At 66.1% G+C, this 22552-nt stretch carries 19 protein-coding genes; 6 read left to right on the forward strand and 13 right to left on the reverse strand.

Going from position 1 to position 22552, the window contains the following annotated elements:
• Positions 1 to 313 precede the first annotated feature (313 nt).
• The 7 genes from ORI27_RS24475 to glf form a co-directional block, all read right to left on the reverse strand.
• Entirely contained in the window at positions 314 to 1321 is a 1008-nt protein-coding gene (locus ORI27_RS24475; RefSeq protein ID WP_265999733.1) for an esterase family protein, read from the reverse strand.
• Positions 1322 to 1438: 117 nt separating this feature from the next.
• Positions 1439 to 2389, reverse strand: a complete 951-nt coding sequence (locus ORI27_RS24480) for an esterase family protein (RefSeq protein WP_265999732.1) — start codon at positions 2387 to 2389, stop codon at positions 1439 to 1441.
• A gap of 527 nt (positions 2390 to 2916) precedes the next feature.
• The gene (gene zomB / locus ORI27_RS24485) at positions 2917 to 4911 is read right to left on the reverse strand and encodes a flagellar motor control protein ZomB (RefSeq protein ID WP_323055663.1); all 1995 of its coding nucleotides are present in this window, start codon (positions 4909 to 4911) and stop codon (positions 2917 to 2919) included.
• On the reverse strand, positions 4889 to 5803 hold the full coding sequence (locus ORI27_RS24490) for a decaprenyl-phosphate phosphoribosyltransferase (RefSeq protein ID WP_265999731.1): 915 nt from the start codon (positions 5801 to 5803) through the stop codon (positions 4889 to 4891). Before ORI27_RS24490 ends, zomB begins: the two co-directional genes overlap by 23 nt.
• 6 nt (positions 5804 to 5809) lie before the next feature.
• Complete coding sequence (locus ORI27_RS24495) at positions 5810 to 6370, reverse strand: phosphatase PAP2 family protein (protein WP_265999730.1); 561 nt, start codon at positions 6368 to 6370, stop codon at positions 5810 to 5812.
• Positions 6363 to 8294: a glycosyltransferase gene (locus tag ORI27_RS24500; protein WP_265999729.1), complete on the reverse strand. Its 1932-nt coding sequence runs from the start codon at positions 8292 to 8294 to the stop codon at positions 6363 to 6365. Before ORI27_RS24500 ends, ORI27_RS24495 begins: the two co-directional genes overlap by 8 nt.
• Positions 8291 to 9547 (reverse strand): UDP-galactopyranose mutase, encoded by a 1257-nt coding sequence (gene glf / locus ORI27_RS24505; protein ID WP_265999728.1) that lies wholly within the window; start codon positions 9545 to 9547, stop codon positions 8291 to 8293. The genes ORI27_RS24500 and glf overlap by 4 nt, the downstream gene beginning before the upstream one ends.
• Positions 9548 to 9792: 245 nt before the next feature.
• On the opposite strand from glf, the gene ORI27_RS24510 reads away from it, so the two are divergent.
• Both ORI27_RS24510 and ORI27_RS24515 read left to right on the forward strand, forming a co-directional pair.
• Entirely contained in the window at positions 9793 to 10767 is a 975-nt protein-coding gene (locus tag ORI27_RS24510; RefSeq protein WP_265999727.1) for a hypothetical protein, read from the forward strand.
• Positions 10768 to 10928: 161 nt separating this feature from the next.
• Complete coding sequence (locus tag ORI27_RS24515) at positions 10929 to 12563, forward strand: N-acetylmuramoyl-L-alanine amidase (protein WP_265999726.1); 1635 nt, start codon at positions 10929 to 10931, stop codon at positions 12561 to 12563.
• A 39-nt stretch (positions 12564 to 12602) separates the two neighbouring features.
• Here ORI27_RS24515 and ORI27_RS24520 read toward each other — a convergent pair whose 3' ends face one another.
• The 3 genes from ORI27_RS24520 to ORI27_RS24530 are packed head-to-tail and all read right to left on the reverse strand — an operon-like array spanning position 12603 to position 14934.
• On the reverse strand, positions 12603 to 13415 hold the full coding sequence (locus tag ORI27_RS24520) for an HAD family hydrolase (RefSeq protein ID WP_265999725.1): 813 nt from the start codon (positions 13413 to 13415) through the stop codon (positions 12603 to 12605).
• A complete protein-coding gene (locus ORI27_RS24525) occupies positions 13415 to 14161 on the reverse strand; it encodes a lysophospholipid acyltransferase family protein (protein ID WP_265999724.1) in 747 nt (248 codons plus the stop codon). The genes ORI27_RS24520 and ORI27_RS24525 overlap by 1 nt, the downstream gene beginning before the upstream one ends.
• A gap of 5 nt (positions 14162 to 14166) precedes the next feature.
• On the reverse strand, positions 14167 to 14934 hold the full coding sequence (locus ORI27_RS24530; RefSeq protein WP_265999723.1) for a lysophospholipid acyltransferase family protein: 768 nt from the start codon (positions 14932 to 14934) through the stop codon (positions 14167 to 14169).
• 143 nt (positions 14935 to 15077) lie between these two features.
• Between ORI27_RS24530 and ORI27_RS24535 the strand changes: the two genes are divergently transcribed.
• Positions 15078 to 16628 carry an MBL fold metallo-hydrolase gene (locus ORI27_RS24535; protein WP_265999722.1) on the forward strand — a complete coding sequence of 517 codons (1551 nt, stop codon included), beginning with the start codon at positions 15078 to 15080 and terminating at the stop codon, positions 16626 to 16628.
• Positions 16625 to 16960: a hypothetical protein gene (locus ORI27_RS24540; protein ID WP_265999721.1), complete on the forward strand. Its 336-nt coding sequence runs from the start codon at positions 16625 to 16627 to the stop codon at positions 16958 to 16960. The genes ORI27_RS24535 and ORI27_RS24540 overlap by 4 nt, the downstream gene beginning before the upstream one ends.
• A 42-nt stretch (positions 16961 to 17002) precedes the next feature.
• Here ORI27_RS24540 and ORI27_RS24545 read toward each other — a convergent pair whose 3' ends face one another.
• From ORI27_RS24545 to serS, 3 genes are all read right to left on the reverse strand, one after another.
• Entirely contained in the window at positions 17003 to 18268 is a 1266-nt protein-coding gene (locus ORI27_RS24545) for an alkaline phosphatase PhoX (RefSeq protein ID WP_265999720.1), read from the reverse strand.
• A gap of 361 nt (positions 18269 to 18629) precedes the next feature.
• Positions 18630 to 19445 (reverse strand): DUF5718 family protein, encoded by an 816-nt coding sequence (locus ORI27_RS24550; protein WP_265999719.1) that lies wholly within the window; start codon positions 19443 to 19445, stop codon positions 18630 to 18632.
• Complete coding sequence (gene serS, locus ORI27_RS24555; RefSeq protein ID WP_265999718.1) at positions 19442 to 20695, reverse strand: serine--tRNA ligase; 1254 nt, start codon at positions 20693 to 20695, stop codon at positions 19442 to 19444. The genes ORI27_RS24550 and serS overlap by 4 nt, the downstream gene beginning before the upstream one ends.
• A gap of 119 nt (positions 20696 to 20814) precedes the next feature.
• Between serS and ORI27_RS24560 the strand changes: the two genes are divergently transcribed.
• The gene (locus ORI27_RS24560) at positions 20815 to 22197 is read left to right on the forward strand and encodes a septum formation family protein (RefSeq protein ID WP_265999717.1); all 1383 of its coding nucleotides are present in this window, start codon (positions 20815 to 20817) and stop codon (positions 22195 to 22197) included.
• Complete coding sequence (locus ORI27_RS24565; RefSeq protein ID WP_265999716.1) at positions 22197 to 22547, forward strand: metallopeptidase family protein; 351 nt, start codon at positions 22197 to 22199, stop codon at positions 22545 to 22547. The genes ORI27_RS24560 and ORI27_RS24565 overlap by 1 nt, the downstream gene beginning before the upstream one ends.
• Positions 22548 to 22552: the final 5 nt, after the last annotated feature.

Genomic DNA, 22552 nt, shown 5'->3' on the forward strand with positions numbered 1-22552 from the left:
GCGGACCACCACCCTGAAACGCCACCGGAATGTCGCGACCCATCGCCGCAGACGGCACCATCAGGTACTCGACGTCGGCGGCATGGCCGGCCGGCGCTGTGGCACCCCACAGGCCGAGCGCCACAACGGCCGCGCAGACTCCACGGAACAGGCCCGACAGACTCTTCATAGTCACCTCAATGTCGACTCATCGCGCTAATAGCCCCCCCACCTGCTCATGAGTGAATCACACCGCTTACTCAGATAGTTCGGATACGCCAACGGCGACGACCCGAAGGTCGCCGCCGCTGACGGATTAGTGACCGGCCCGGTGTCAGGCGGTCGGCGTCGCGCCGAGCACCCGCTGGATGTCGGGCTTCATCTGCTGCAACTGCTGACCCCAGTAGTTCCACTGGTGGGTGCCGTTGGCCGGGAAGTTGAACACCCCGTTGGTCCCGCCATCGGCGAGGTAGGTGTCCCGGAACGTCTTGTTGGTCCGCAACGTGAAGCCCTCGAGGAACTTCGCGTTGAACAGGTTGCCAGCGCTGGTGCCGGCATCCAGATCGGACGGCTTGCCGTCGCCGCAGTAGATCCAGATGCGGGTGTTGTTGGCGATCAGCGTCTTGATGTTGACCATCGGGTCGTTGCGCTTCCACGCGTTGTTGGCATCACCGGTCGAGCCCCACATGTCGTCGGCCTTGTAGCCACCGGCATCGCCCATCGAGATGTTCACCAGGAACGGCCACCAGCCCTCGGACAGGTTGAGGAAGCCGGACAAGGACGCGGCGTACGGGAACTGCTCGGGATGCCAGATCGCCAGGGTGAGCGCGGCGGAGCCGGCCATCGACAGACCGACGGCCGCGCTGCCGGTGGGCTTGACCTCACGGTTGGCGGCCAGCCAGGCCGGCAGCTCCTGGGTCAGGAAGGTCTCCCACTTGTAGGTCTGGCAGCCGTTCTTGCCACACGCCGGCTTGTACCAGTCGGAGTAGAAGCTGGACTGGCCACCGACGGGCATGATCACCGACAGGCCGGAGTTGTAATACCACTCAAAGGCCGGGGTGTTGATATCCCAGCCGTTGAAGTCATCCTGGGCGCGCAGACCGTCTAGCAGGTAGACCGCAGGAGAGTTCGGCCCACCACTCTGGAACTGGATGCGGATGTCATGTCCCATGCCAGCGGACGGCACATCGAGATACTCCACCGGGAGGCCCGGCTTGGAGAACGCTCCCGCCGTTGCGGAGCCACCGACGACGCCGATCAGGCCGGGCAGCACGGCGGCGGCCGCGGTGGCCACCGTCAGCCGACGCAGCCAAACGCCGCGCAACTTCTCAACGAACTTCATTTATTTCCATCCTTTTTTGGGTGCCGCACCGCATGCGCTCAACGCAGCCGTGCCCTGGTAGTCAACCACAAGTGACGTGATCGTTCCTCTTCTACAGATGTTGTCGTTACCGCCCTCTCACCGGTTGATTGTGGCGATGAGGTCGGGTTTCAGCGCCGCCAACTGGGCTCCCCAATACGGCCACGAATGGTTGCCGGACACCGGGAAGTCGAACGTCGCGTTGGTGCCGCCCGCAGCGGTGTAGGCAGCCTGGAAATCCTTGTTGCTCGCCAACGCCATCGACTCCAGGCTGGTCGCACTCAGCGCCTGGCCCGGATCAGAACCGGTATCCAGGTCGGTCTGGCCGCCCGGCGCGCAGTAGATCCACAGCCGGGTGCCGTTGCGGGCGATGGTGCCCGCCTGCAGGACCGGGTCATTGCGCTTCCAGGCGGGATCCCACGGTGGACCCCACATGTTATCGACGTTGTAGCCACCCGCGTCGAGCATCGCCACCCGGATGGCCTGCTGCATGAACAGTGCCGACGGGTTGAGGAAACCCGACAGCGAGGCCGCATAGACGAACTGCTGGGGATGGTAGGCCGACAGGATCAGCGCGGCCCCGCCGGACATCGACAGGCCGACCACACCGTTGCCGGTCGTGGCGACCTGCTTGTTGGCCGACAGCCACTGCGGCAGCTCGCTGGTGAGGAATGTCTCCCACTTGTAGGTGTAAGGCTGCTTGTTGTAACTCGACGGCGAGTACCAGTCGCTGTAGAAGCTGGATTGCCCGCCGACGGGCATCACGACCGACAAACCCGAGCCGTAGAACCACTCGAATGCCGGGGTGTTGATGTCCCAACCGCTGTAGTCGTCCTGGGCTCGCAGACCGTCGAGCAGATACACCGCGTGCGGGCCGCTTCCTTGGAACTCGACGCGGATGTTTCGGTTCATCGACGGCGAGTACACGTCGAGGTACTCCACCGGAAGTCCGTCCCGTGAGAACGCCATAGCGCTCGGGACCACGCCGAGGACTGTCGCCAGTGCGGCCAGCAGGACGGCGGTGAGGGAGGCGCTCACAGCACGAACCATCGGTTGCTCAACTCATTTTCCGCGGCATGGGAGTGCCGCTCTCAGCCGACGTCGTTATCGGCGGGGACTCAGCCAGCGTTCACGCTTGACCTGTGTATCGCCGCGATCCTGCCGCAGCGTTACCGGCCGGAACCCGGCCGGCAGACCAAGCTACCGCCTCGACGATGGAATCGTGAAACCCGCTGGAATCGGCCAGCGCCGGGCGCCCGACCGCCGGGACACCGTTCTGCACGCCTCCGCGCAGCCGTAACCAGCGGATTTGATGCCGGCCCGGCGTTGTCTGGACACCCCTGGGCAGGGCGCACCCAGCACAGTCGTGCACTCAGGCGAAAGTTCCAGCGATGTTCACTTCAGCGCGATCCAGGTTGCGTTGACTATAGGCACACTCGTCTCATCTGCCTCAGCAATCACTGACGAATCCCGGACCAAGCACGCGGCGTGGCTTGTTGCGATCGTCACACCAACGGCGCTCGAGGCAAATATCCGGCGTACCAACGGCTTTGCCTCAGTCGCTGCAGAAGTCCCGGCTAGGGACCCGTCGCCGGCAGGCCGGTGTATGGAGTGCCCGGCAGGTCAGGCTCATCGAGACCGCAGCGCCGCAGTTCGTACTCCGGCACCCGATCGATCCGGTAACGGGTGAATTCGAGCGCATGCATCACATTCGACACGAACCGCCGGATCCCCAGTGGGCCGCGGATGGAGTTCAGCATCGCATCGGTTTCGGGGCAGCCAAGGGCCGCCTCGGCTTCCTTGATCCAGCCCTCGTCGAGGTAGGGCGGGACATAGGGATGTTTCTTGAACCAGGGCCCCTCGGCAACCGCCCAATCCGGGAACAGATTCTTGTCGTGGCCGATGCGGGCGTCCTCGAGACGCGCGGTGTGGGCCGCGATCGGGTTGGCCAGACCGATCTGGTCGATCACCCTGGTATCAAGGCCGACGTTCATACCCAGCATCCCCAGGTTGGTGAAAAACACTGTGTGATGCGCTATTTCACGACGCCACGTATCCATCGAGACCCCGGGCGGTGGTGGCGGCGGCGGGTAGGCGGGCACCACATCCCACTGGTCGTAGTTTCCCGACGGGAGCAACAACGCCCCGTCGGGGGTGTTGTTGATCGCGGCCAGGACCGCGCGCATACGCGGATAGTCCAGGTAGTCGGCAGCGGTCAGCGGATGCGCGTGACCCGTGGCCTGGGAGTAGAACCGTCGCTCGTCGACGATGCCCGAGTAGGTGACCCGGGTGGCGTCGGGACCCAAGCCCGGTGAGTTCGCCGCCCACAGCGACCAGCCGACGACGCCCAGCCACAGCGCGACGGTCGCGCCGGCCAGTACCACCCCCCGGTCCCGGGCGGACCGGACGGTGTCGGGCAGCACGACCGGAATCACCGACACCGGCGCCAGGAGGCAAAACACCGGCGTGAGCAAGACTCGGCCATGCATGAAGTCGCCGCCCTGACGGATCCAGTACAGGGCCTGCAGCAAACCGCTGACGAGCATGAAAATAACCACGGCCGCGGGACTTTGAATTCGCCGGGCCCATCGGCCCCAATTACCGAGCGGTTCCGCGGGACGGCGCCAGGTCGTGGCGCGCGCCGCCAGCAGCACCGCGCCGAGGGCGATCACCAACAGCGCCGCCAGCCACAGCGCGTAGGGACGATTGAAGTTGGCCAAGTAGATCAGGCCCTGCCCCCACTTGTCGCCGGAGGCGTCTTTCGCCAACGCGGTCTGCGGGAAAAGCAGCCCGTAGTAACCCATTCGGAAGATCTGGTAGCCCACCGGAAGCAGCCCGCCGGCTACCACGACGAGCAGTCGGCTGCCCCAGCCGCCAGCGGCGACGAGCATCATCACCAAAGCCAGCCCGCCTACCAAGGCGAGCTCCGGGCGGACCAGCACGCTCAGACCGGCGACGAAAGCCAGAGCGGCGATGAAGAAAGGGCCGCCCCGCTGCGTGCGGGGCGCCTGCGCCCAGACGATCATCATCCACCACAGCAGGCCCACCCAGGCGAGCACCAGGCCGTTCTCCAGACCCGAGGTGGCGAAATCACGAGCCGGCGGGATCGCGATGTACACCAGCGCGCCGGCCGGCAGCAGCACGGCCCGATGCCCCTGCAATCCCGGCGCGAACAGCCTTGCGGTACCGAGCATCACGAACACCACGCCGGCGATGGAAAGGCCGAGCGCCAGCGCCAGCGCGACGTACTCCAGCCGCACCGGCCCAGCGATCAGCGCACCGAAATAGTTGAGGAACGTCCACAGCGTGGAGGTGTTGGACTCCACCCGCTCACCGGCGTTGAAAACCGGACCGTTGCCGGCCAACAGGTTGCGCACCGTGCGCAGCACGATCAATCCGTCGTCGGCGATCCAGCGTCGCTGCCAGGCCCCCCAGCCCCACAACACGGTGACCACGACGACACCGAGCCACAAGCTGATCCGTGCCCACCGACCGAGCGGAAAGTCGGGCCAGCGCGTGAGCCGGTCCGCCGCCGCCGTAACGACCCTGTCAGCCGAAGAAGACTGCCGCACCGATGGTCCCGATCCACGCCAGCAGTAGAAGCTGCAGGACGCGGTCTTTCAACGCTATCTCCTCAGGCTCACCGGCCAGTCCACCGTCAACGTCGACGGCGTAGCGCAGGATCGCGATGGTGATCGGAATGATCGTGACCGCATACCAGGACGCGTTCGCGCCGTCACGCTCGAAGGCCCACAGGCTGTAGCAGACCACCATGGCGGTAGCGGCCACCGTCCACACGAAACGCAGGTAGGAAGCCGTGTAGCTCTCCAGAGACTTGCGGATCTTGGCGCCGGTGCGCTCGGCGAGTTGCAGTTCCGCGTAACGCTTTCCGGCCACCATGAACAGCGAACCGAACGTCATCACCAGCAGGAACCACTGCGACAGCAGAATACCCGCGGCCGCACCCCCGGCGATCGCACGAATGAGATATGCGGAGGACACGATGCAGATGTCCAGCACCGCTTGATGTTTGAGACCGAAGCAGTAGGCCAGCTGCATGACGATGTAGATAGCGATGACCACGGCCAGGTTCGGTGAGGCCAGGAATGAGATCGCCAGCGAGGCGATACCAAGGACCACCGCGAGTGTGTAGGCCAGCCATTGCGGCACCACACCGGCAGCGATCGGCCGGAACCGCTTCGTCGGGTGCTGACGGTCGGCCTCGACGTCACGCGAGTCGTTGACCAGGTAGATGCAGGAGGCGGCGAGCGAGAAGGCGACGAACGCGATCAGGATGTTGATCGCCATCTCGTCGTAGTTGTAGGGCACCTCGCTGCCGAGTGCCGCGATCGGCGCCGCGAGCACCAGCAGATTCTTGACCCATTGGCGGGGGCGGATGGCCTTGATGATCCCCCTGAACAGATTGCTCGGCGGTCCGGTCACCGGTGCCGCTTCCTCACTCATGGGCGCTCATTCCCGCGTCTCCTCCTGCGGTGATGCGAAACAGCCGACCGTGCGCGCGACGACGGCGCCGACGGCCGCACCGGCAAGCACATCGCTCGGGTAGTGCACGCCGAGCACCAGCCGCGACAGAGCCATCGCGGGCACCACCGCCAACGGGAGCCGCGAGCGGGTGGCCCGGCACAGCAGCATAGCCGCGGCGGTGGTGGAGGTGGCGTGCGCCGAGGGAAAGCTCAGCGCACTGGGCGTGCCGACGTTGACGGCGACCGCCGGGTGATTGGGTCGCTTGCGGCGTACCACCAACTTGATCGCGATGGCGGCCGCATGCGCGGCCACCGCTCCGATCCCCACCAACGCCCAGTCGCGCCGCCGTTTCGGCATGGCCAGCCCGCCCAGCGCCGACACCGCCACCCAACCCTGCGCATGCTCACCGAAGTGCGACATCGCCCTGGCCACCTCGATCACCGCCGGCTTGCCCAGCGTGGATTGGACGGCGACCAAGGCGGCAAGCTCACCGCGTGCGGGCGGCGCGACCGGCTCCGGCACGCTGTGCAGGGAGCCGTCAGGCATGAGCCGACGAGTTCTCGAGTAGCACCGTTTCCCACTTCTCCTTGCTGGACAGCACCGGCAACGCCTTGCGGTAGACCCTGCGCATCCGGTTGTACTTGCGGGCCAGCTCCACGTGCTGCCGCATCGAGGCGCGCAACAGCGCGAACATCTTGGCCCGGTCGCGCTGGCGGTACACCACCCCGCGGCCGTCGGCGGTGGTCACTGTGACCCCGTCGACCTTGCACAACAGGAACCAGCGTGCGTCCTGGGTCGGCACGTTGAGCTGGGGACGCTCGTGGTGGATCGGATTCTCCTTGCGGAGCTGGTGCAGCACACCACGGGCGAGCCGAAAACCGATGGCGGGCAGGGATACCGGCGGCTTGTGCACCTTGGTGCGCCCACTGGGCGCGGGCAGCGACGTCGCTCCCGGCAGAGTGACCGCGTCGGGGTACTGCTCGCGCATCTTGCGCACCTCGGGCAGCGCCGACTCCAGGATGGAGAAGATGTGCTCGGGCCCGGCCAGGAAATCCGCGATCGCCCGGTTCTGGATCGCAACCGTCGAATATTCAAGGCAGAGAAGATGTTTGAAGGTCGCCTTGATCGAGCTGGCCAACAGGCCGCGAACCGGGCCATCCCAGTGCAGGGCCGACACCACCAAGCGGTTGCGCAGATGGAAGTAGGCCTGCCAGTCGATCGCGTCGTCTTTGTCGCTCCACGCCATGTGCCAGATGGCGGTGCCGGGCATGGTCACCGTGCCGTATCCGTGTTCGCCGGCCCGCAGACCGTAGTCGGCGTCGTCCCATTTGATGAACAGCGGCAGCGGCTGGCCGAGTTCCTCGGCCACCTGCCGCGGGATCATGCACATCCACCAGCCGTTGTAGTCGACGTCGATGCGTCGGTGCAGCGCCAGGCTCTGTTCCTCGTCGTCGGCCAGCGGGTACTTGGCGAAGTTGTGGTCGTATTCGGTGTGCGGTGCGTTGGTCCACATGAAGTTGGCCCGGTCGACCACCTCACCCATGACGTGCAGGTGCGACGGCTCCTGCAGGTTGAGCATCTGGCCGCCGACCAAGGTCGGCGATTTGGCAAACCGGTTGAGCGCCAGCGCCCGTAGCACCGAGTCCGGCTCGATGCGGATGTCGTCGTCCATGAACAGGATCTGTTCGCAGTCGGTGTTCTTCAGCGCCTCGTACATCACCCTGCTGTAGCCGCCGGAACCACCGAGATTGGGTTGGTGGTACACGGCGAGCCGGTCCCCCAGCCGGGCCGCCACCGCCTCGAAATCGGGGTGTGCGGTTGACTTGTTGGTGCCCTGGTCGGTGACGATCACCGCACCGATCACCTCGTCCACCAATGGATCTGCCGTCAGCGACCGCAGGGCGTTGACACAGTCGGCCGGGCGGTTGAACGTGGGAATGCCGACCGTGATGTTGGCCCGCCCCGGTGCCGGCACCGGCGCATACCAGGCCGCCTTGTGCAGGGTGACGCTGCTGTCGGTGGTGATGTCGAACCAGATCCAGCCGCCGTCTTCGAAGGGGCCGAGCCCGATCTCGAACTCCGCCGCGGTCGGCGACGTCTCGTCCGGACTGCTGATCTCGGTGCCGCCGACCGTGATTCGGGCACCGGTGGCCTTCGACCGGTAGACGTCGACCCGGGCCGACCCGGTCAGTTCGACCCGCAGGACCACCGACTCCAGGGTCGACCAGCGACGCCAGTAGCTGGCGGGGAAGGCGTTGAAGTACGTCGCGAACGACACCTCGGACTCCGCACCGATCTCCAACGTGGTGCGCGAGGGGGCGTGCGCCCGGCGCGCGTTGGTCTCCGACTCTTCGATGTAGAGCTTGCGAACGTCGAGCGGTTCGCCAGGGCGCGGGAGGATCACCCGGGCCAGCAGGCTGACGGCCTTGGTTTCCCCGGCCGCGATGGGGCCGGATGGAATTTCGCTCATTCTGTGCTGCTTTCGGTAAGCGGGGTCCCGTCGCGCAGGTGCGGCGCCAGGACGTTCTCGTACATGTTCAGCGCGCTGGCGATCGCCATGTGCATATCCAGGTATTGATAGGTACCCAGCCTGCCACCGAAGAGCACCTTCGCCGAGGAGGTCTCCTGCCTGGCCCGGCTTCGGTAGGCGGTCAGCATTGCGCGGTCGGTCTCGGTGTTGATCGGGTAGTACGGCTCGTCGTCGTCGGCGGCGAACCGGGAGTACTCCCGCATGATGACCGTCTTGTCGGTCGGGTAGTCGCGTTCCGGGTGGAAGTGCCGGAACTCGTGGATGCGGGTGTAGGGCACGTCGAGATCGTTGTAGTTCATCACCGGGGTGCCTTGAAAATCTCCGCAGTCGCTCAAAACTTCGAGCTCGAAGTCCAGGGTGCGCCAGCCCAACCGTCCGTCGGCGTAGTCGAAGTAGCGGTCCAGCGGGCCGGTGTACACGACCGGGGCGTCGGGGCTCTGGGCCCGCAGGGTGTCGCGGACCTCGAACCAATCGGTATCGGTGCGGACCTCGATGAGGTCGTCGGCGGCCATGTTCTCCAGCCACTTGGTGTAGCCCTCGACCGGCAGACCCTCGTAGGTGTCGTTGAAGTAGCGGTTGTCGAAGTTGTAGCGCACCGGGAGGCGATTGATGACGGCAGCCGGAAGATCGGCGGGATCGGTCTGCCACTGCTTGGCGGTGTAACCCTTGACGAACGCCTCGTAGAGCGGGCGGCCGATCAGCGAAATGGCCTTCTCTTCGAGATTGGCGGCTTCGTCGGTGTTGAACTCGGCGGCCTGCTCCTTGATCAGCTGGCGGGCTTCGTCGGGGGTGAAGTACTTGCCGAAGAACTGCGCCACCAACCCCAATCCCATCGGGAACTGATAGGCCTGTCCGCTGTGCATCGCGAACACCCGGTGCTGATATCCGGTGAAGTCGGTGAACTGCCGGACGTAGTCCCACACCTTCTTGTTGGAGGTGTGGAACAGATGCGCGCCGTACCTGTGGATCTCGATACCCGTCTGCGGCTCGGGCTCGGAGTAGGCGTTGCCCCCGATGTGCGGCCGACGTTCGACAACCAGAACCCGTTTGCCGAGTTGGCTGGCCGCCCGCTCGGCGACGGTCAGGCCGAAGAAGCCGGAGCCGACGACGAGGAGGTCGAACGATCGCGATTCGGCCGGGGATTTGGATCCGGCGGGCAGGAGCGGAGCAACCCGGGAATCTGAACTGGTCATCGGCGCCTAGGTTATCGGACCGCGGCGGTGTGACCCGCATCGCAAGGCCAAGCGCCAGCGGGAAATCGGCTGTGCTCGCAACGAATCAAGGTCGCAATTAGCTCACGATTCCGCATCGCCACTCTGGACACTCCAATAACACCCGTACCATCAATCACGTTGGCTTCGGGCCCGGCGCACGGCCGATTCCGGGCCTTAACGAATAGCTCAGACACGAACGCTGTCTAAAAATTGAGGAGACTTCCGTGCCGAACCGACGTCGACGCAGGCTCTCGACAGCCATGAGCGCGGTCGCCGCCCTGGCCGTCGCAAGTCCAATTGCCGCTATTGGTGTGGTCGAGCTGACCGCCGCCCCGCAGAAGGCGCCCGAGCAGCGCGACTTCGTTCGCGCCGCGGTGGTGACCGATCTGCCCAACGAGCTGATGTCCGCGCTGCAGCAGGGTCTCTCGCAATTCGGGATCAACCTCCCACCGCTGCCGACGGGCCTGAGCCCGGCCGGCGCTCAACCGGCACAGGCCGGGCCGACGCTGACCACACCCAGCCTGGCGACGCCCGGGCTCACCACCCCCGGCCTGACCACCCCGGGTCTCACCACCCCCGGCCTGACCACCCCCGGTCTCACCACGCCGAGCCTCACCACACCAGGGCTCACCACACCCGGTCTGACCACACCCGGTCTGACCACCCCCGGTCTCACCACCCCCGGGCTCACCACTCCCAGCGTCAGCACCCCGGGCCTCACCACCCCCGGCCTGACCACACCCGGCCTGACCACACCCGGCCTGACCACACCCAGCGTCAGCACCCCGGGTCTCACGGTGCCCCCGGCGTCGGCTTCCTTGACCGATCCCGCCCTGACCAACCCGGCGCTGACCACTCCGCAGCTCGACGCGGGAACTCCGTCGCTGACGAGCCCCGGGCTGACCAGCCCCTCGGCGACCGGACTCGGCTTGCCCAACGAGCAGCCGATCAGCGCACCCCTGGGCCCGGTCGCCGGGACCTATCCGATCCTCGGTGATCCGTCACTGGCCATGCCGACCGCACCGGCCGCGTCCGGCGGGATCATCAGCGACTTGAGCAGCGCCGCCAACCAGCTCGGCGTCGGGCAAGCGATCGACCTGCTCAAGGGTGTGGTCATGCCGTCGATTACCCAGGCGATCCAAGGCGCCTCGACGGCGGCCGCCGCGACCCCAGCGGAAGCGGCAGCCCCGGCCGGTTAACGCAGACCTGCGTCGGAACGGCACCGCAGGGTGGGTCAGGCCGCTAGGTCAGTTAACCCGGAGAGGCCCCTGCGGTGCCGTTGCAGGCTCAACTATCACTTTCTTCACACTGGCCCGTGTCGGAACAGTGGTATCAGACGGCACATACGTAACATCGCCTTGTGTTGTCTCGTCGACCCGCGCCGACGATCGTGTTCTCCGCCATCGCGGCGACCGTCGTCATCCTGCCGTGGGCGATCACCGGGGTCCCCGGTTCGGAACACAAGGACGGCCCCCGCGCCGACGACACCGTGCTTTCCCAGCAGTCGCTGACCGGGTTGGGCGGCGGTGTGACAGTTCGCGAAGTCAGCCAGACGACCCCGTTCTCCATGGTGGCGCTGACGGGTACCGACCTCACTGGAACATCGGCCCGGGTGCGAGCCAAACGACCGGACGGAGCCTGGGGGCCGTGGTACGACGCGGAAACCCTCGAGTCCAATGCCGACGACAGCCAGCATGGCGGGCCGCGTGGCACCGACCCGGTTTTCGTGGGCACCACCACCTCGGTGCAGATTGCGATCACCCGTCCGCCCGGTGCCCCGGTCACCAGCGCACCACCCGAGAACGGACTCGATGCCGGCAAGGAACTCGGCTACGTGCCCGCGACGGCCGAACGGCCGTTCGCCCAGAACATCTCCGCCGTGCTCATCACACCGCCCAAGGCACCCGTCGACTCGCAGTGGAATCCTCCGACGGCCGCACTGGGACCCGGTCAGCCACCCAACATCATCAGCCGTGCCCAGTGGGGCGCCGATGACCACCTGCGTTGTGGCAATACCGCCTACGGCAACGGAATTCGCGCGGCAGTGGTACATCACACCGCGGGCAGCAACGACTACGCACCCGAAGACTCGGCGGCGATCGTCCGATCGATCTACGCCTACCACACTCGCACCCTGGGCTGGTGTGACATCGCCTACAACGCGCTGGTGGACAAGTACGGGCAGGTCTTCGAAGGACGGGCCGGCGGGATCACGAAAGATGTAATAGGTTCGCACACCGGAGGTTTCAACACCGACGTGTGGGGCGTGTCGTTGATCGGCGACTTCGAGGACGTCCCGCCCACCGATATCATGATCCGCACCGTCGGTCGGCTGCTGGGCTGGCGGATGGGTCTGGATCACGTCAACCCACTCGGCACCGTCATGCTGAGGTCAGCCGGTGGCGACTACACTTTCTTCTCGGCCGGGTCGACACCGACGGTGCCGACGATCTTCGCCCATCGCGACGTCGGCAACACCTTGTGTCCCGGCAACGCCGGCTATGCCGCGCTCGGCCAGATTCGGGATATCGCAGCACGATTCAATCGGCCACCCGACCTCGTCGACTCACTGCGTGGCGGCGCCATCCTCGCCAAGTGGGAAGCCATGGGCGGTAAGGACGGACCGCTGGGACTGCCGACCTCACCGGAGGCATCCGCTGACGGCAACGCGCGCTACGCGACCTTCGAGCACGGCGCCATCTACTGGTCGCCGACCACCGAGGCGCAACCGCTGACCGGGGCCATCTATGAGGCCTGGGCCTCGCTCGGCTATGAGCGCGGTGCGCTGGGCCTACCGACCAGCGGCGAGATTCAGGAGCCCGAGTGGATCGTGCAGAACTTCCAGCACGGCACCCTGAACTTCGACCGGCAGACCCACAACATCTTGCGAGTGGTCGACGCGCTGACCCTGGTAATGCCGCCACCGCCCGCCGACGGGCCGCCGGTGCAGCTGGAGCGGTTCAGCCGCCCCGAGAACCCGGCGGTGGACCATTGACGATTCTGCGGATTCTTCGCTCGCAGGTCTGAGGCAAATCTAGAGCCACCAGCGTTCGAGGACCCGAGCCAGGCCGTCGTCAGCGTTGGATGCGGTCACCTCATTGGCGGCCGCGACCGCCTCCGGGTGTGCATTGCCCATTGCGACGCCGTGGCCGGCCCAGCGCAGCATCGGCACGTCGTTGGGCATATCTCCGAACGCGACCACATCCTCGGCGGTGATCTCCAACGGCCGCGCGACCTCTTCGACACCGGTCGCCTTACTGGTCCCGAGGGGATTGATCTCGATCAGGCCGTTGTTCGTGGAGTAGGTGATATCACCCTCTACCCCAATATGTTTGGCAAGAACAGCGGCCATATCCGAACTACGGGCACCGGCCTTGCGGATCAGTAGCTTCACCGCCGGTGCGCTCAGTAGGTCCTCGATCGAGACCTCGGTGTTGTCCGGGTTGAGCCACGCATGCTCATAGCCGGGTGAGCTCACGAACTGCGGAGTCGCAGAGTCGTGAGCGCTGCGCCCGACCCGCTCAACGGCCAGGCCGGCACCGGGGATCACCCGGGTGGCGATCTCGGCCAGCTCGGTCAGGACATCGACCGACAAGGTGTGCGCGGAGATGATGCGGTCCTGGTCGGGGTCGTAGATCACCGCACCGTTGGCGCACACGGCCATCGGTGCGAAACCCAGCGCCTCGACCACCGGTGACACCCACCGCGGCGGACGGCCGGTCGCCAGCACGAATGTCGCGCCCGCGGCCACGGCGGCCCGCACCGCCTGGCGGGTGCGCGGCGTGACCCGCTCGTCGTCGTCGAGCAGCGTGCCGTCCACGTCGGTGGCGATCAACGCCGGCAACATCAGTGGTGCTCCCTTGCGCGGCGGGCCCGTTCGGCCAGCTCCGCCTCGTCGAGCCGCTTGGCCTCCTGCAGGCTCGGGGCCCCGCCGCCCAACGCCTCGGGGACCCAGTACTCGCCGGCCGGGTGCGGGTAGGCCAGCTGGACCTCATGCAGGATCGCGCTCATCTGATCCTTGAGGGCCGCTTCGAGCTCCGCGGCAGTCCCGGTCGGCGGAAGCGGCCGGCCGAAGCGGACGGTGAATGGAATCTTGTTGCGGCGCAGCTGCTTTGGGTGGTCTTTGGTCCATATCCGATGGGCCCCCCACACGATGCACGGAATGATCGGGACCTGAGCCTCCAGCGCCATGCGCGCAGCCCCGCTCTTGAAGTCCTTGAGGACGAAGGCCCGGCTGATGGTGGCTTCGGGATAGACCCCCACCAACTCACCGGCTTTCAGCTGACGAACCGCCTCGACATAAGCCTCGCCACCGGCCCGCCGGTTGACCGGGATCGTCTTTGTTCGCCTGATCAGCAAGTTCACGATCCGCACGTCCTGCATTTCGGCCTTGATCATGAACCGGATACGGCGCTTACGTTGGTACGTGCCCAGCGCGGCCGGCAGGAAGTCGATATAGCTGGTGTGGTTGATCGCGACCACGGCGCCGCCCCGTGCGGGAACGTTCTCGAGCCCCTCGAAGGTGATCTTGGTCCCCGCCGCCCGGACCGCCACCGAGGCGGCGATCTCCAGGGTGCGGAAAACGGGTTCCATGACTGCTACCCCGGCGGATCCGGTCGCTGTGCCCGTCTGGCCGCCTTTTCGGCCGCTTCGGCAGCTTCCATTGCGGCGGCCTCCGCCAACGTCGGCGCGCCACCGCCCAACCGGTGCGGGACCCAGAATTCCCCGGCCGGATGGGGACCGTAGCTGTCCTGCACATGTTCGAGCAGATGCTGCATTCTCGAGTGCAGCAGCGCGGTCAGCTCATTGGCCGGCAACGTCGGAGCGATGGGTTCACCCACCGCGATCGAGATGGGCACCCTGGGTCGCCACATCTTGCGCGGACGGCCCTTGGTCCAGATCCGCTGGGCACCCCACACGATGTGCGGGATGATCGGTACGTCCGCCGCGATCGCCATGCGCGCCGCCCCGGACTTGAAACCCTTGAGCTCGAAGCTACGGCTGATCGTCGCCTCCGGGTAAACGCCCACGAGCTCGCCGGCCTTCAGGGCCAGGCAGGCGGCGTCGAACGAGGCGGCGCCACTGTCCCGATCCACCGGGATGTGCCGCAGGCTGCGCATGATCGGGCCGGTGACCTTGGCGTCGAAGACCTCACGTTTGGCCATGAACCGCACCTTGCGACCTCTGCCCTGCAGATAGGCGGGCAGGCCGGCGAAGGTGAAATCGAAGTAGCTGGTGTGGTTGATCGCGATGACAGCCCCACCAGTGATGGGGAGGTTCTCGACGCCGGTCACGGTGAACTTCAGGCCCTGCACCCGCCAGGTCAGGCGGGCAAGCTGGATGACAGTCCCGTACACCGGTTCCACAGCGGTCAGCCTAGCCCGCCGCCGATGCGGGCCGCTTGCGGACCGGGGAGGAAGCGGGCCATCCAACACCGCCGCTGACGATGCGGGCCGCCTGCGGACCGCTAAGCTCGTCTCGGGTGCAGCGACCAGGGGAAAGGGGATTCGTGCAGGTCACCAGCATCGGCCACGCCGGCTTTCGGATCGACACCCAAGCGGGAAGCATCCTGTGCGACCCGTGGCTGAACCCGGCGTATTTCGCCTCGTGGTTCGTCTTCCCGGATAACAGCGGGCTGGACTGGGCTTGTCTGGGCGACTGCGATTATCTCTACGTCTCGCACCTGCACAAGGATCATTTCGACCCGAAATTGCTGGCCGAGTATGTCAACAAGGACGCCGTCGTTCTGCTGCCGGATTTCCCGGTACCCGACCTGAAACGCGAACTCGAGAGGGTGGGCTTTCACCGGTTCTTCGAAACCGCCGACTCGGTCAGGCATCGCGTCAGCGGACCCAAGGGCGAACTGGACGTGATGATCGTTGCACTGCGGGCACCGGCCGACGGCCCCATCGGCGACTCGGGACTGATCGTCTCCGACGGCACCACCACGGTCTTCAACATGAACGACTCGCGGCCGCTGGCGGTGGACGTGCTCGCCGAAGAATTCGGCCACATCGACGTGCACATGCTGCAGTACTCGGGCGCGATCTGGTACCCGATGGTGTACGACATGCCGGCGCGTGCCAAGCAATCGTTCGGAACACAGAAGCGTCAACGCGGCATGGACCGTTGCCGCCAATACATCGCCGACGTCGGTGCGACGTGGGTGATCCCGTCGGCCGGACCGCCGTGCTTCCTGGACCCCGCACTGCGCGACCTCAACGATGACCACGGCGACCCCGCCAACATCTTCCCCGACCAGATGGTGTTCCTGGAACAGATGCACCTGAACGGAAACGACGGCGGCCTGTTGATGATTCCCGGCTCGGTCGCTGATTTCACTGGTACGCAACTGGATTCGCTGACACATCCGCTGCCGACCGCCGACGTGGAGGCGATTTTCACCACCGGCAAGGCCGACTATATCGCCGACTATGCCGAGCGGATGGCGCCGGTGCTGGCGGCCGAGAAGGCCGGGTGGGCGCCCGCCACCGGTGAGCCGCTCCTGGAGCCGCTGCGTGCGAAGTTCGAGCCGATCATGCTGCAGAGCGATCAGATCTGCGACGGTATCGGGTATCCGGTGGAGTTGCGGCTGGGCGCGGAGACCGTCGTGCTGGATTTCCCGAAACGTGCCGTGCGCGAACCGGTTGCCGACGAGAAGTTCCGCTACGGCTTCGAGATCGCGCCCGAACTGGTGCGGACGGTTCTCCGTGACAACGAACCCGACTGGGTCAACACCATCTTTCTGTCTACCCGGTTCCGGGCGTGGCGGGTCGGCGGATACAACGAGTATCTGTACACCTTCTTCAAATGCCTGACCGACGAGCGGATCGCCTACGCCGACGGCTGGTTCGCCGAGGCGCGCGACGACAGCAGCGAAGTCACACTGAACGGTTGGACGATTCAGCGTCGCTGCCCCCATCTCAAGGCCGATCTGTCGAAATTCGGTGTGGTGGAAGGTTCGACGCTGACCTGCAACCTGCACGGCTGGCAATGGAACCTCGAGAACGGCCGCTGCCTGACAACCAACGGCCACGAATTGCGGTGTGCCCGGCGATGAGCGCGCCCCCGCAGCAGTATTACGACGACGGCCTGATTCAACTCGACCGTTTCGCACTGACACTGCGGCGCTATCACTTTCCGTCCGGCACCGCCAAGGTGATACCGCTATCCGCGATCAAGGGATACAAGGCCGAACCGCTCGGGTTCTGGATGCAACGCTTCCGGCTCTGGGGCAGTTCGGATCTGCGGCGCTGGCTGCCACTGGACATCTACCGCCCGATCAAATCGACGCTGGTCACCCTCGACGTGCCCGGAACTCATCCGAGCCCGGCGTTCACCCCGGTGAAGCCGCGCGAGTTTGTGCGGGTATTGGACGAGTTGCTGAGTTAATGGTGCGGTCTGCGCTCTCGGACCAGCCCGTACCCACGAGCGTCACGGCGCGGAAGTCCAGGGCCCCTTGATCACGCAGGTGACCCCGGGGTACTGGACGTTGACGAACAGCAACCGGCCATCCGCGGTGAAGGCCGGCCCGGCCATCTCGCTAGCCCCAGTGGGTCCGGGTTCGGGAAAGTCCTCGGAGTTCCAGTAATGCAGGTCCATCGGCTCGATCACCCGGGCCAGGTCCGCAACCTGGCCCGACGGTGTCAGCACCCGCAACCAGTTGTCACCTTTGTCGACGTCCTCGCCATCGCCGTCCTCGGCCATGAAGACCGAGCCGTCAGGGGCGACGGTGATCGCATCGGGCTGGTTGAGGATCTTAGGATCGGTCGACTCGTAGAGAAGTGTCAACGTCCCGGTGTTGTCGTCCTTGGGTTCGTAACGCCACACCTGACCGTTCTCGGCGTCACCCGCCTCGCTGGCGACGAACGTCACTCCCCCATCGGCCCACGACGAACCCTCCAGCCCCAGGAACCGGGCACCACCTTTGGCCCGGCCCTGCGAATACACCGCACCCGGATCGCTCTCGGCGTCGGAGGGATCGGGATCGTCGATATCCACCCAGTGCACGTCAAGCACCTGGCCTGCCCGCTGTGCCCGAGAGGTGTCGTACTCCTTCTCGCCGGTGACGGCCAACATCTGCAGCTTGCCCCCCGCGGCCAGCTGGCCCGGGCGGCTCGGCAGGAAACGGTAGAACCCGTCGCCGGGATCGCCGTTGTCCTCGGTCATGTACACGATCCCGGTGGCAGGATCGATGGGCGCGGTTTCGTGCTCGAAACGCCCCATGGCCGTCAGCGGCACCGGAGTGATGAGCCCCGTGGCGTTGGCGGGAATCTCGAATACATAGCCGTGTGGCTGTTCGAAACCCGCATCACGGCCGTTGGTGGTCTCCTCACAGGTCAGCCAGGACCCCCAGGGCGTAGCAGCGCCGCTGCAGTTGCTCAGCGTTCCATTGAGCACCAGAAAGCTCTCTACGAGCTTGCCCGAGGCCGGGTCGTACAGCGAGGAGGTGCAACCCGCCGGGGCGGCGCGGTCGTAGGCGTTGCGCTCGGCGAGTGCCTTCTGGCTGACGCCGGGGATGTCCATATCGATCTCGTGATTGCGGATCAGCCGTAGCCGCCCACCGTCCGCCGGGAACAGTCCCTGTCCGTCGTGGCAACCCGGTGTGGGCAGCCCGTCGCTCATGGGCGTACCGGCAGCCCCGAAGGTTTGGTAGCTGAATCCCTTCGGCAGTGCCAGCTCCTGTCCCGCCTCCGTCAATGGGCCCCACCCCCCGCTGGGCGGTGGCGCAGTGGTCGTCGACGGCGCGGCTACCGGAGACGGGTTCTTCGCGCAACCCGTGAACGCGCCCGACAGTCCAACGCCCACCAATCCCAATCCTGAAATAGCAAGCATCTCACGACGATTCAGCCGCACCGTCACTCCTTGAGGGTTAGGTCGACGGCACGATCTACGCGGACACCTGCGCGTGTCGGTCGACGACGCCAGCCAGCGTGGCAGGTCCCGCTATCCGCCGAGTGAAGCCCGGGCCAACTGCAGATGACCAGCAGGGTGGACCTCTCGTCACAGGACACGCGGCCCGGACGGCCCACCGCACGATGCCGATCTGGGCGGCAGCGAGCTAGGGCTGCCAGACCAGCTGGCGCAGTTCGGATGCCGCGTCGCTGGCGGTGTCGTAGACCCGCACGATGGCCTCGTCGCCGGGCTGCAGGTAGGTCGACTCGCCCAGTTTGGTGTAGCGCGTCGCGCCGATGCCGATGAGCACCTTCTGCGGACGCCCCGATGCCACCATCAGCGCCCCGACATCCTCCAAAGGCGTATCGGGAGAACCCTTTTGGTTGGCCAGCCGCTCGACGATCCAGTCCAGCAAGACTTCGCCGTAGTACGAGTAGCCCAGCAGCGGGCTGTCCACCCCGTACTCGTGGTGTACACCGTCGGCACTTCGCAGGTGACAGAGCAGCCGCAAGGTCGCGGTCGGCCCGTCCGGGGTGAGGTCACTGATGTCGAAGAACTGGTGCGCAACGCCCTTGGATGCCGGACCCCAGTTCTTCTTGTAACTGATCTTAGGCGCGTTCGGGCGGCGGATGGAGCAGTCGTTGAACGCGCCGAGCGCGAACGGCCGCAGCGTGACTACGGTGTCACCCTCCCACACCACATCGCAGGCCAGTCCCACCTCGGGCTCGATCTGCAGATTGAGCGGGCCATCAGCTTCGGTCGTCTTGGGCACCATCAGCGCGTCGTGCGACAGCGGGAATTCCCCCAGGAAACTGTCGTGACCGGGCGCGTACCAGGGAAAGATACCCTTGGGGGCCGCGCCGTCGCTGGCGACGTTCACGAAATCGACTGCCTCGCCGGCCTGTTCGAGATGGCCGGCGAAGTTGCCGGCGACACCGAAGCCGAACCAGCCGCGAACCTCGTCCAGGTCGAGTTCGATCACGGTTGCAGGACCTCCGTACCCACGTAAGGCACCAGGGCGGCGGGAACCCGCACGCTGCCATCGGGCTGTTGATGGTTTTCCAAAATCGCGACCAGCCACCGGGTGGTCGCCAGCGTGCCGTTGAGCGTCGCCGCGATCTGCGGCTTGCCGTTCTCGTCGCGGTAGCGGGTGGCCAACCGGCGGGCCTGGAATGTCGTGCAATTCGAGGTGGATGTCAGTTCGCGGTACGCCTGCTGGGTGGGAACCCATGCCTCGCAATCGAATTTGCGCGCCGCCGAGGATCCGAGGTCTCCCGCGGCCACGTCGATCACGCGGTACGGCACGTCGATCAGCTCGAGCATCTGGCGCTGCCAGCCCAACAACCGCTGGTGCTCGGCCTCGGCGTCTTCCGGGCGGCAGTAGACGAAGCCCTCCACCTTGTCGAACTGGTGCACCCTGATGATGCCGCGGGTGTCCTTGCCATAGCTGCCGGCCTCCCGCCGGAAGCACGACGACCACCCGGCGTAACGCAGCGGCCCGTCCGACAGGTCGAGGATCTCGTCGGAGTGATAACCGGCCAACGGCACCTCCGAGGTGCCGACCAGGTAGAGGTCGTCGTCTTCGAGATGGTAGATCTCCTCGGCGTGGGCGCCGAGGAATCCGGTGCCGGCCATCACCTCGGGGCGCACCAGTACCGGCGGGATCATCAGGGTGAACCCGTTGTCTCCGGCCAGCCGCACCGCCAGCTGCAGCAGGCCCAGCTGCAGCAGCGCGCCGCGGCCGGTCAGAAAGTAAAACCGCGAGCCGGACACCTTGGCACCGCGTTCCATGTCGATGAGTCCAAGCGACTCGCCGAGTTCGAGGTGATCCTTCGGGTTGTCGATCTCACGCGGCTGACCCACCACCTCGAGCACGGCGAAGTCATCCTCACCGCCGGCCGGGACTCCGTCGATGACGACATTCTGAATACCCAGGTGCGCGGCGGTGAACGCCGCCTCGGCCTGCGCCTGTTCGGATTCGGCCGACTTGACCTGTGCAGCAAGCTCTTTGGCGCGATCCAGCAGGGCGGGCCGGTCCTCCGGGGAGGCCGAACCGACCTTCTTGCTGGCGGCCTTCTGCTCGGCGCGCAGCGAGTCGGCGGCAGATATCGCCGCCCGGCGCGCGGCATCGGCGGCCAGCAGGGCGTCGACGAGGCCAGGATCCTCACCACGGCTGAGCTGGGACCGCCGTACCGCATCGGGGTCGTCGCGCAGCAGTTTCAGGTCGATCACGCCCGCAACCCTAACTATTGGCGTCGACCGCCGCGTCGGCCCCTCCTACCGACGACACAGCACAACCCCATAACATTACAACTGCATCACTTGTCACACGCCTCGGCGCGCCTGCCACAATGGATGCGATGTTGCAGTTATCCGAGCGCGAGGACGTGACGCCCGAGCTGCCCGAATCGGGCGCGCCGCGGCGCGCGTTTCTGCGCACCTTCCAGGCCACGTCGACCCGCCGTGTGCTGCTGTTGACCGCGCTCGGCGGCCTTCTGATCGCCGGCGTCGCGACCGCCCTGCCGATCGGACTCGACAACGGGCTGGCCGGCTCCGACCCGCTGCTGGGCGCCAAGGGCAGCGCGGCATTCGCCAGCGCCAAAGCCGGCAGCTGCTTGAACTGGCCGGACAAGAACCCTGACTCGGCCCGCATCGTCGACTGCAAAGACGAGCACCGCTTCGAGGTCGCCGAATCTGTCGACATGCGTGCCTATCCGGGGACCGAATACGGTCCCGACGCCGCCCCCCCGACGGCGGCGCGAATCCAGCAGATCAGCCTCGAGCAATGCCAGCCGGCCGTGGAGCGCTACCTCGGCGACAAGTTCGATCCCAACAGCAAGTTCACGATCAGCATGTTGTGGTCCGGCGACAAGGCCTGGAAGCAGGACGGCGAGCGGCGCATGCTCTGCGGTCTGCAGCTACCGGGCGCGGACAACCAGCAGATCGCGTTCAAAGGCCGGGTGGCCGAAATCGACCAGTCCAAGGTCTGGCCGGCCGGCACCTGCCTCGGCATCGACCCGGCCACCAACCAGCCAACAGACGTCCCCGTCGACTGCGGTGCGCCACACGCCATGGAGGTCACCGGCACGGTGAACCTGGCGGAGAAGTTCCCCGGCGCCCTGCCGTCGGACGCCGACCAGGACGCGTTCATCAAGGACGCCTGCACCCGCATGACCGACGCCTATCTGGCCCCCCTACAGCTGCGTTCGACCACGCTGACGCTCATCTACAGCACGATCTCGTTGCCGAGCTGGACCGCCGGCAGTCACCAGGTGGCCTGCAGCATCGGCGCCACACTGGGTAACGGCGGCTGGGCCACGCTCATCAACCCCGCCAAGGGTCCGCTCCTGATCAACGGGATGCCCCCCGTCCCGCCGCCGGACATTCCCCAGGAGCGACTCAACCTTCCGTCGATTCCCTTGCTGCCGGCCGTCCCGACGACCACGTACTCGCCGCCGGCCACTGGCAGCACCCAGAATCAGCAACAGCAGACTCAGCATCTGCCACAGCAGTCGACGGCACCGACCACCCAGTCGCAGGCGCCCCCCACGAGCGACAGTGCCCCGCCGCCGGAGGGCAACATCCTCAACGGGCAGTTCGTGCCGGCGCAGCCGGTGCCGCCCCCGCCCGCCGACGCGCCACCGCCACCTGTCGACTTACCCCCGATGGATGGTCCGCCTCCGCCAGCAGGCCCGCCGCCGGGACCGGCCGACGTCGTTCCGCCGCCGGCTTAGTGCCCGCGCGGATGGACCCGCAGCGGTTCGAGGAACTGGTCGGTGACGCACTGGATCTGATTCCGCCCGGTCTCGCTGCGGCGATCGACAACGTCGTGGTGCTGGTCGAGGACCGCCATCCCGGCGACCCTGATCTGTTGGGCCTCTACGAGGGCGTCGCGCTGACCGAGCGGGATTCCAGTTATGCCGGCTCCCTGCCGGACACCGTCACGATCTATCGGGAACCGCTGCTGGAGATGTGCGATACCGAAGCTGACGTAGTCGAAGAGGTTGCGATCACGGTAATCCACGAGATCGCACACCATTTCGGTATCGACGACGATCGCCTTCACGAGCTTGGTTGGGGCTGAGCAGC

The organism is Mycobacterium pinniadriaticum (assembly GCF_026242045.1).
Lineage (GTDB): Bacteria > Actinomycetota > Actinomycetes > Mycobacteriales > Mycobacteriaceae > Mycobacterium > Mycobacterium pinniadriaticum.

What these genes read in the sequence shown, in the direction of transcription:
- ORI27_RS24475 (WP_265999733.1), bottom strand. Translation starts at nt 1,321, where the DNA reads ATGAAGTTCGTTGAGAAGTTGCGCGGCGTTTGGCTGCGTCGGCTGACG.
- ORI27_RS24480 (WP_265999732.1), bottom strand. Translation starts at nt 2,389, where the DNA reads ATGGTTCGTGCTGTGAGCGCCTCCCTCACCGCCGTCCTGCTGGCCGCA.
- ORI27_RS24490 (WP_265999731.1), bottom strand. Translation starts at nt 5,803, where the DNA reads ATGAGTGAGGAAGCGGCACCGGTGACCGGACCGCCGAGCAATCTGTTC.
- ORI27_RS24495 (WP_265999730.1), bottom strand. Translation starts at nt 6,370, where the DNA reads ATGCCTGACGGCTCCCTGCACAGCGTGCCGGAGCCGGTCGCGCCGCCC.
- ORI27_RS24500 (WP_265999729.1), bottom strand. Translation starts at nt 8,294, where the DNA reads ATGAGCGAAATTCCATCCGGCCCCATCGCGGCCGGGGAAACCAAGGCC.
- glf (WP_265999728.1), bottom strand. Translation starts at nt 9,547, where the DNA reads ATGACCAGTTCAGATTCCCGGGTTGCTCCGCTCCTGCCCGCCGGATCC.
- ORI27_RS24520 (WP_265999725.1), bottom strand. Translation starts at nt 13,415, where the DNA reads ATGTTGCCGGCGTTGATCGCCACCGACGTGGACGGCACGCTGCTCGAC.
- ORI27_RS24525 (WP_265999724.1), bottom strand. Translation starts at nt 14,161, where the DNA reads ATGGAACCCGTTTTCCGCACCCTGGAGATCGCCGCCTCGGTGGCGGTC.
- ORI27_RS24540 (WP_265999721.1), top strand. Translation starts at nt 16,625, where the DNA reads ATGAGCGCGCCCCCGCAGCAGTATTACGACGACGGCCTGATTCAACTC.
- ORI27_RS24560 (WP_265999717.1), top strand. Translation starts at nt 20,815, where the DNA reads ATGGATGCGATGTTGCAGTTATCCGAGCGCGAGGACGTGACGCCCGAG.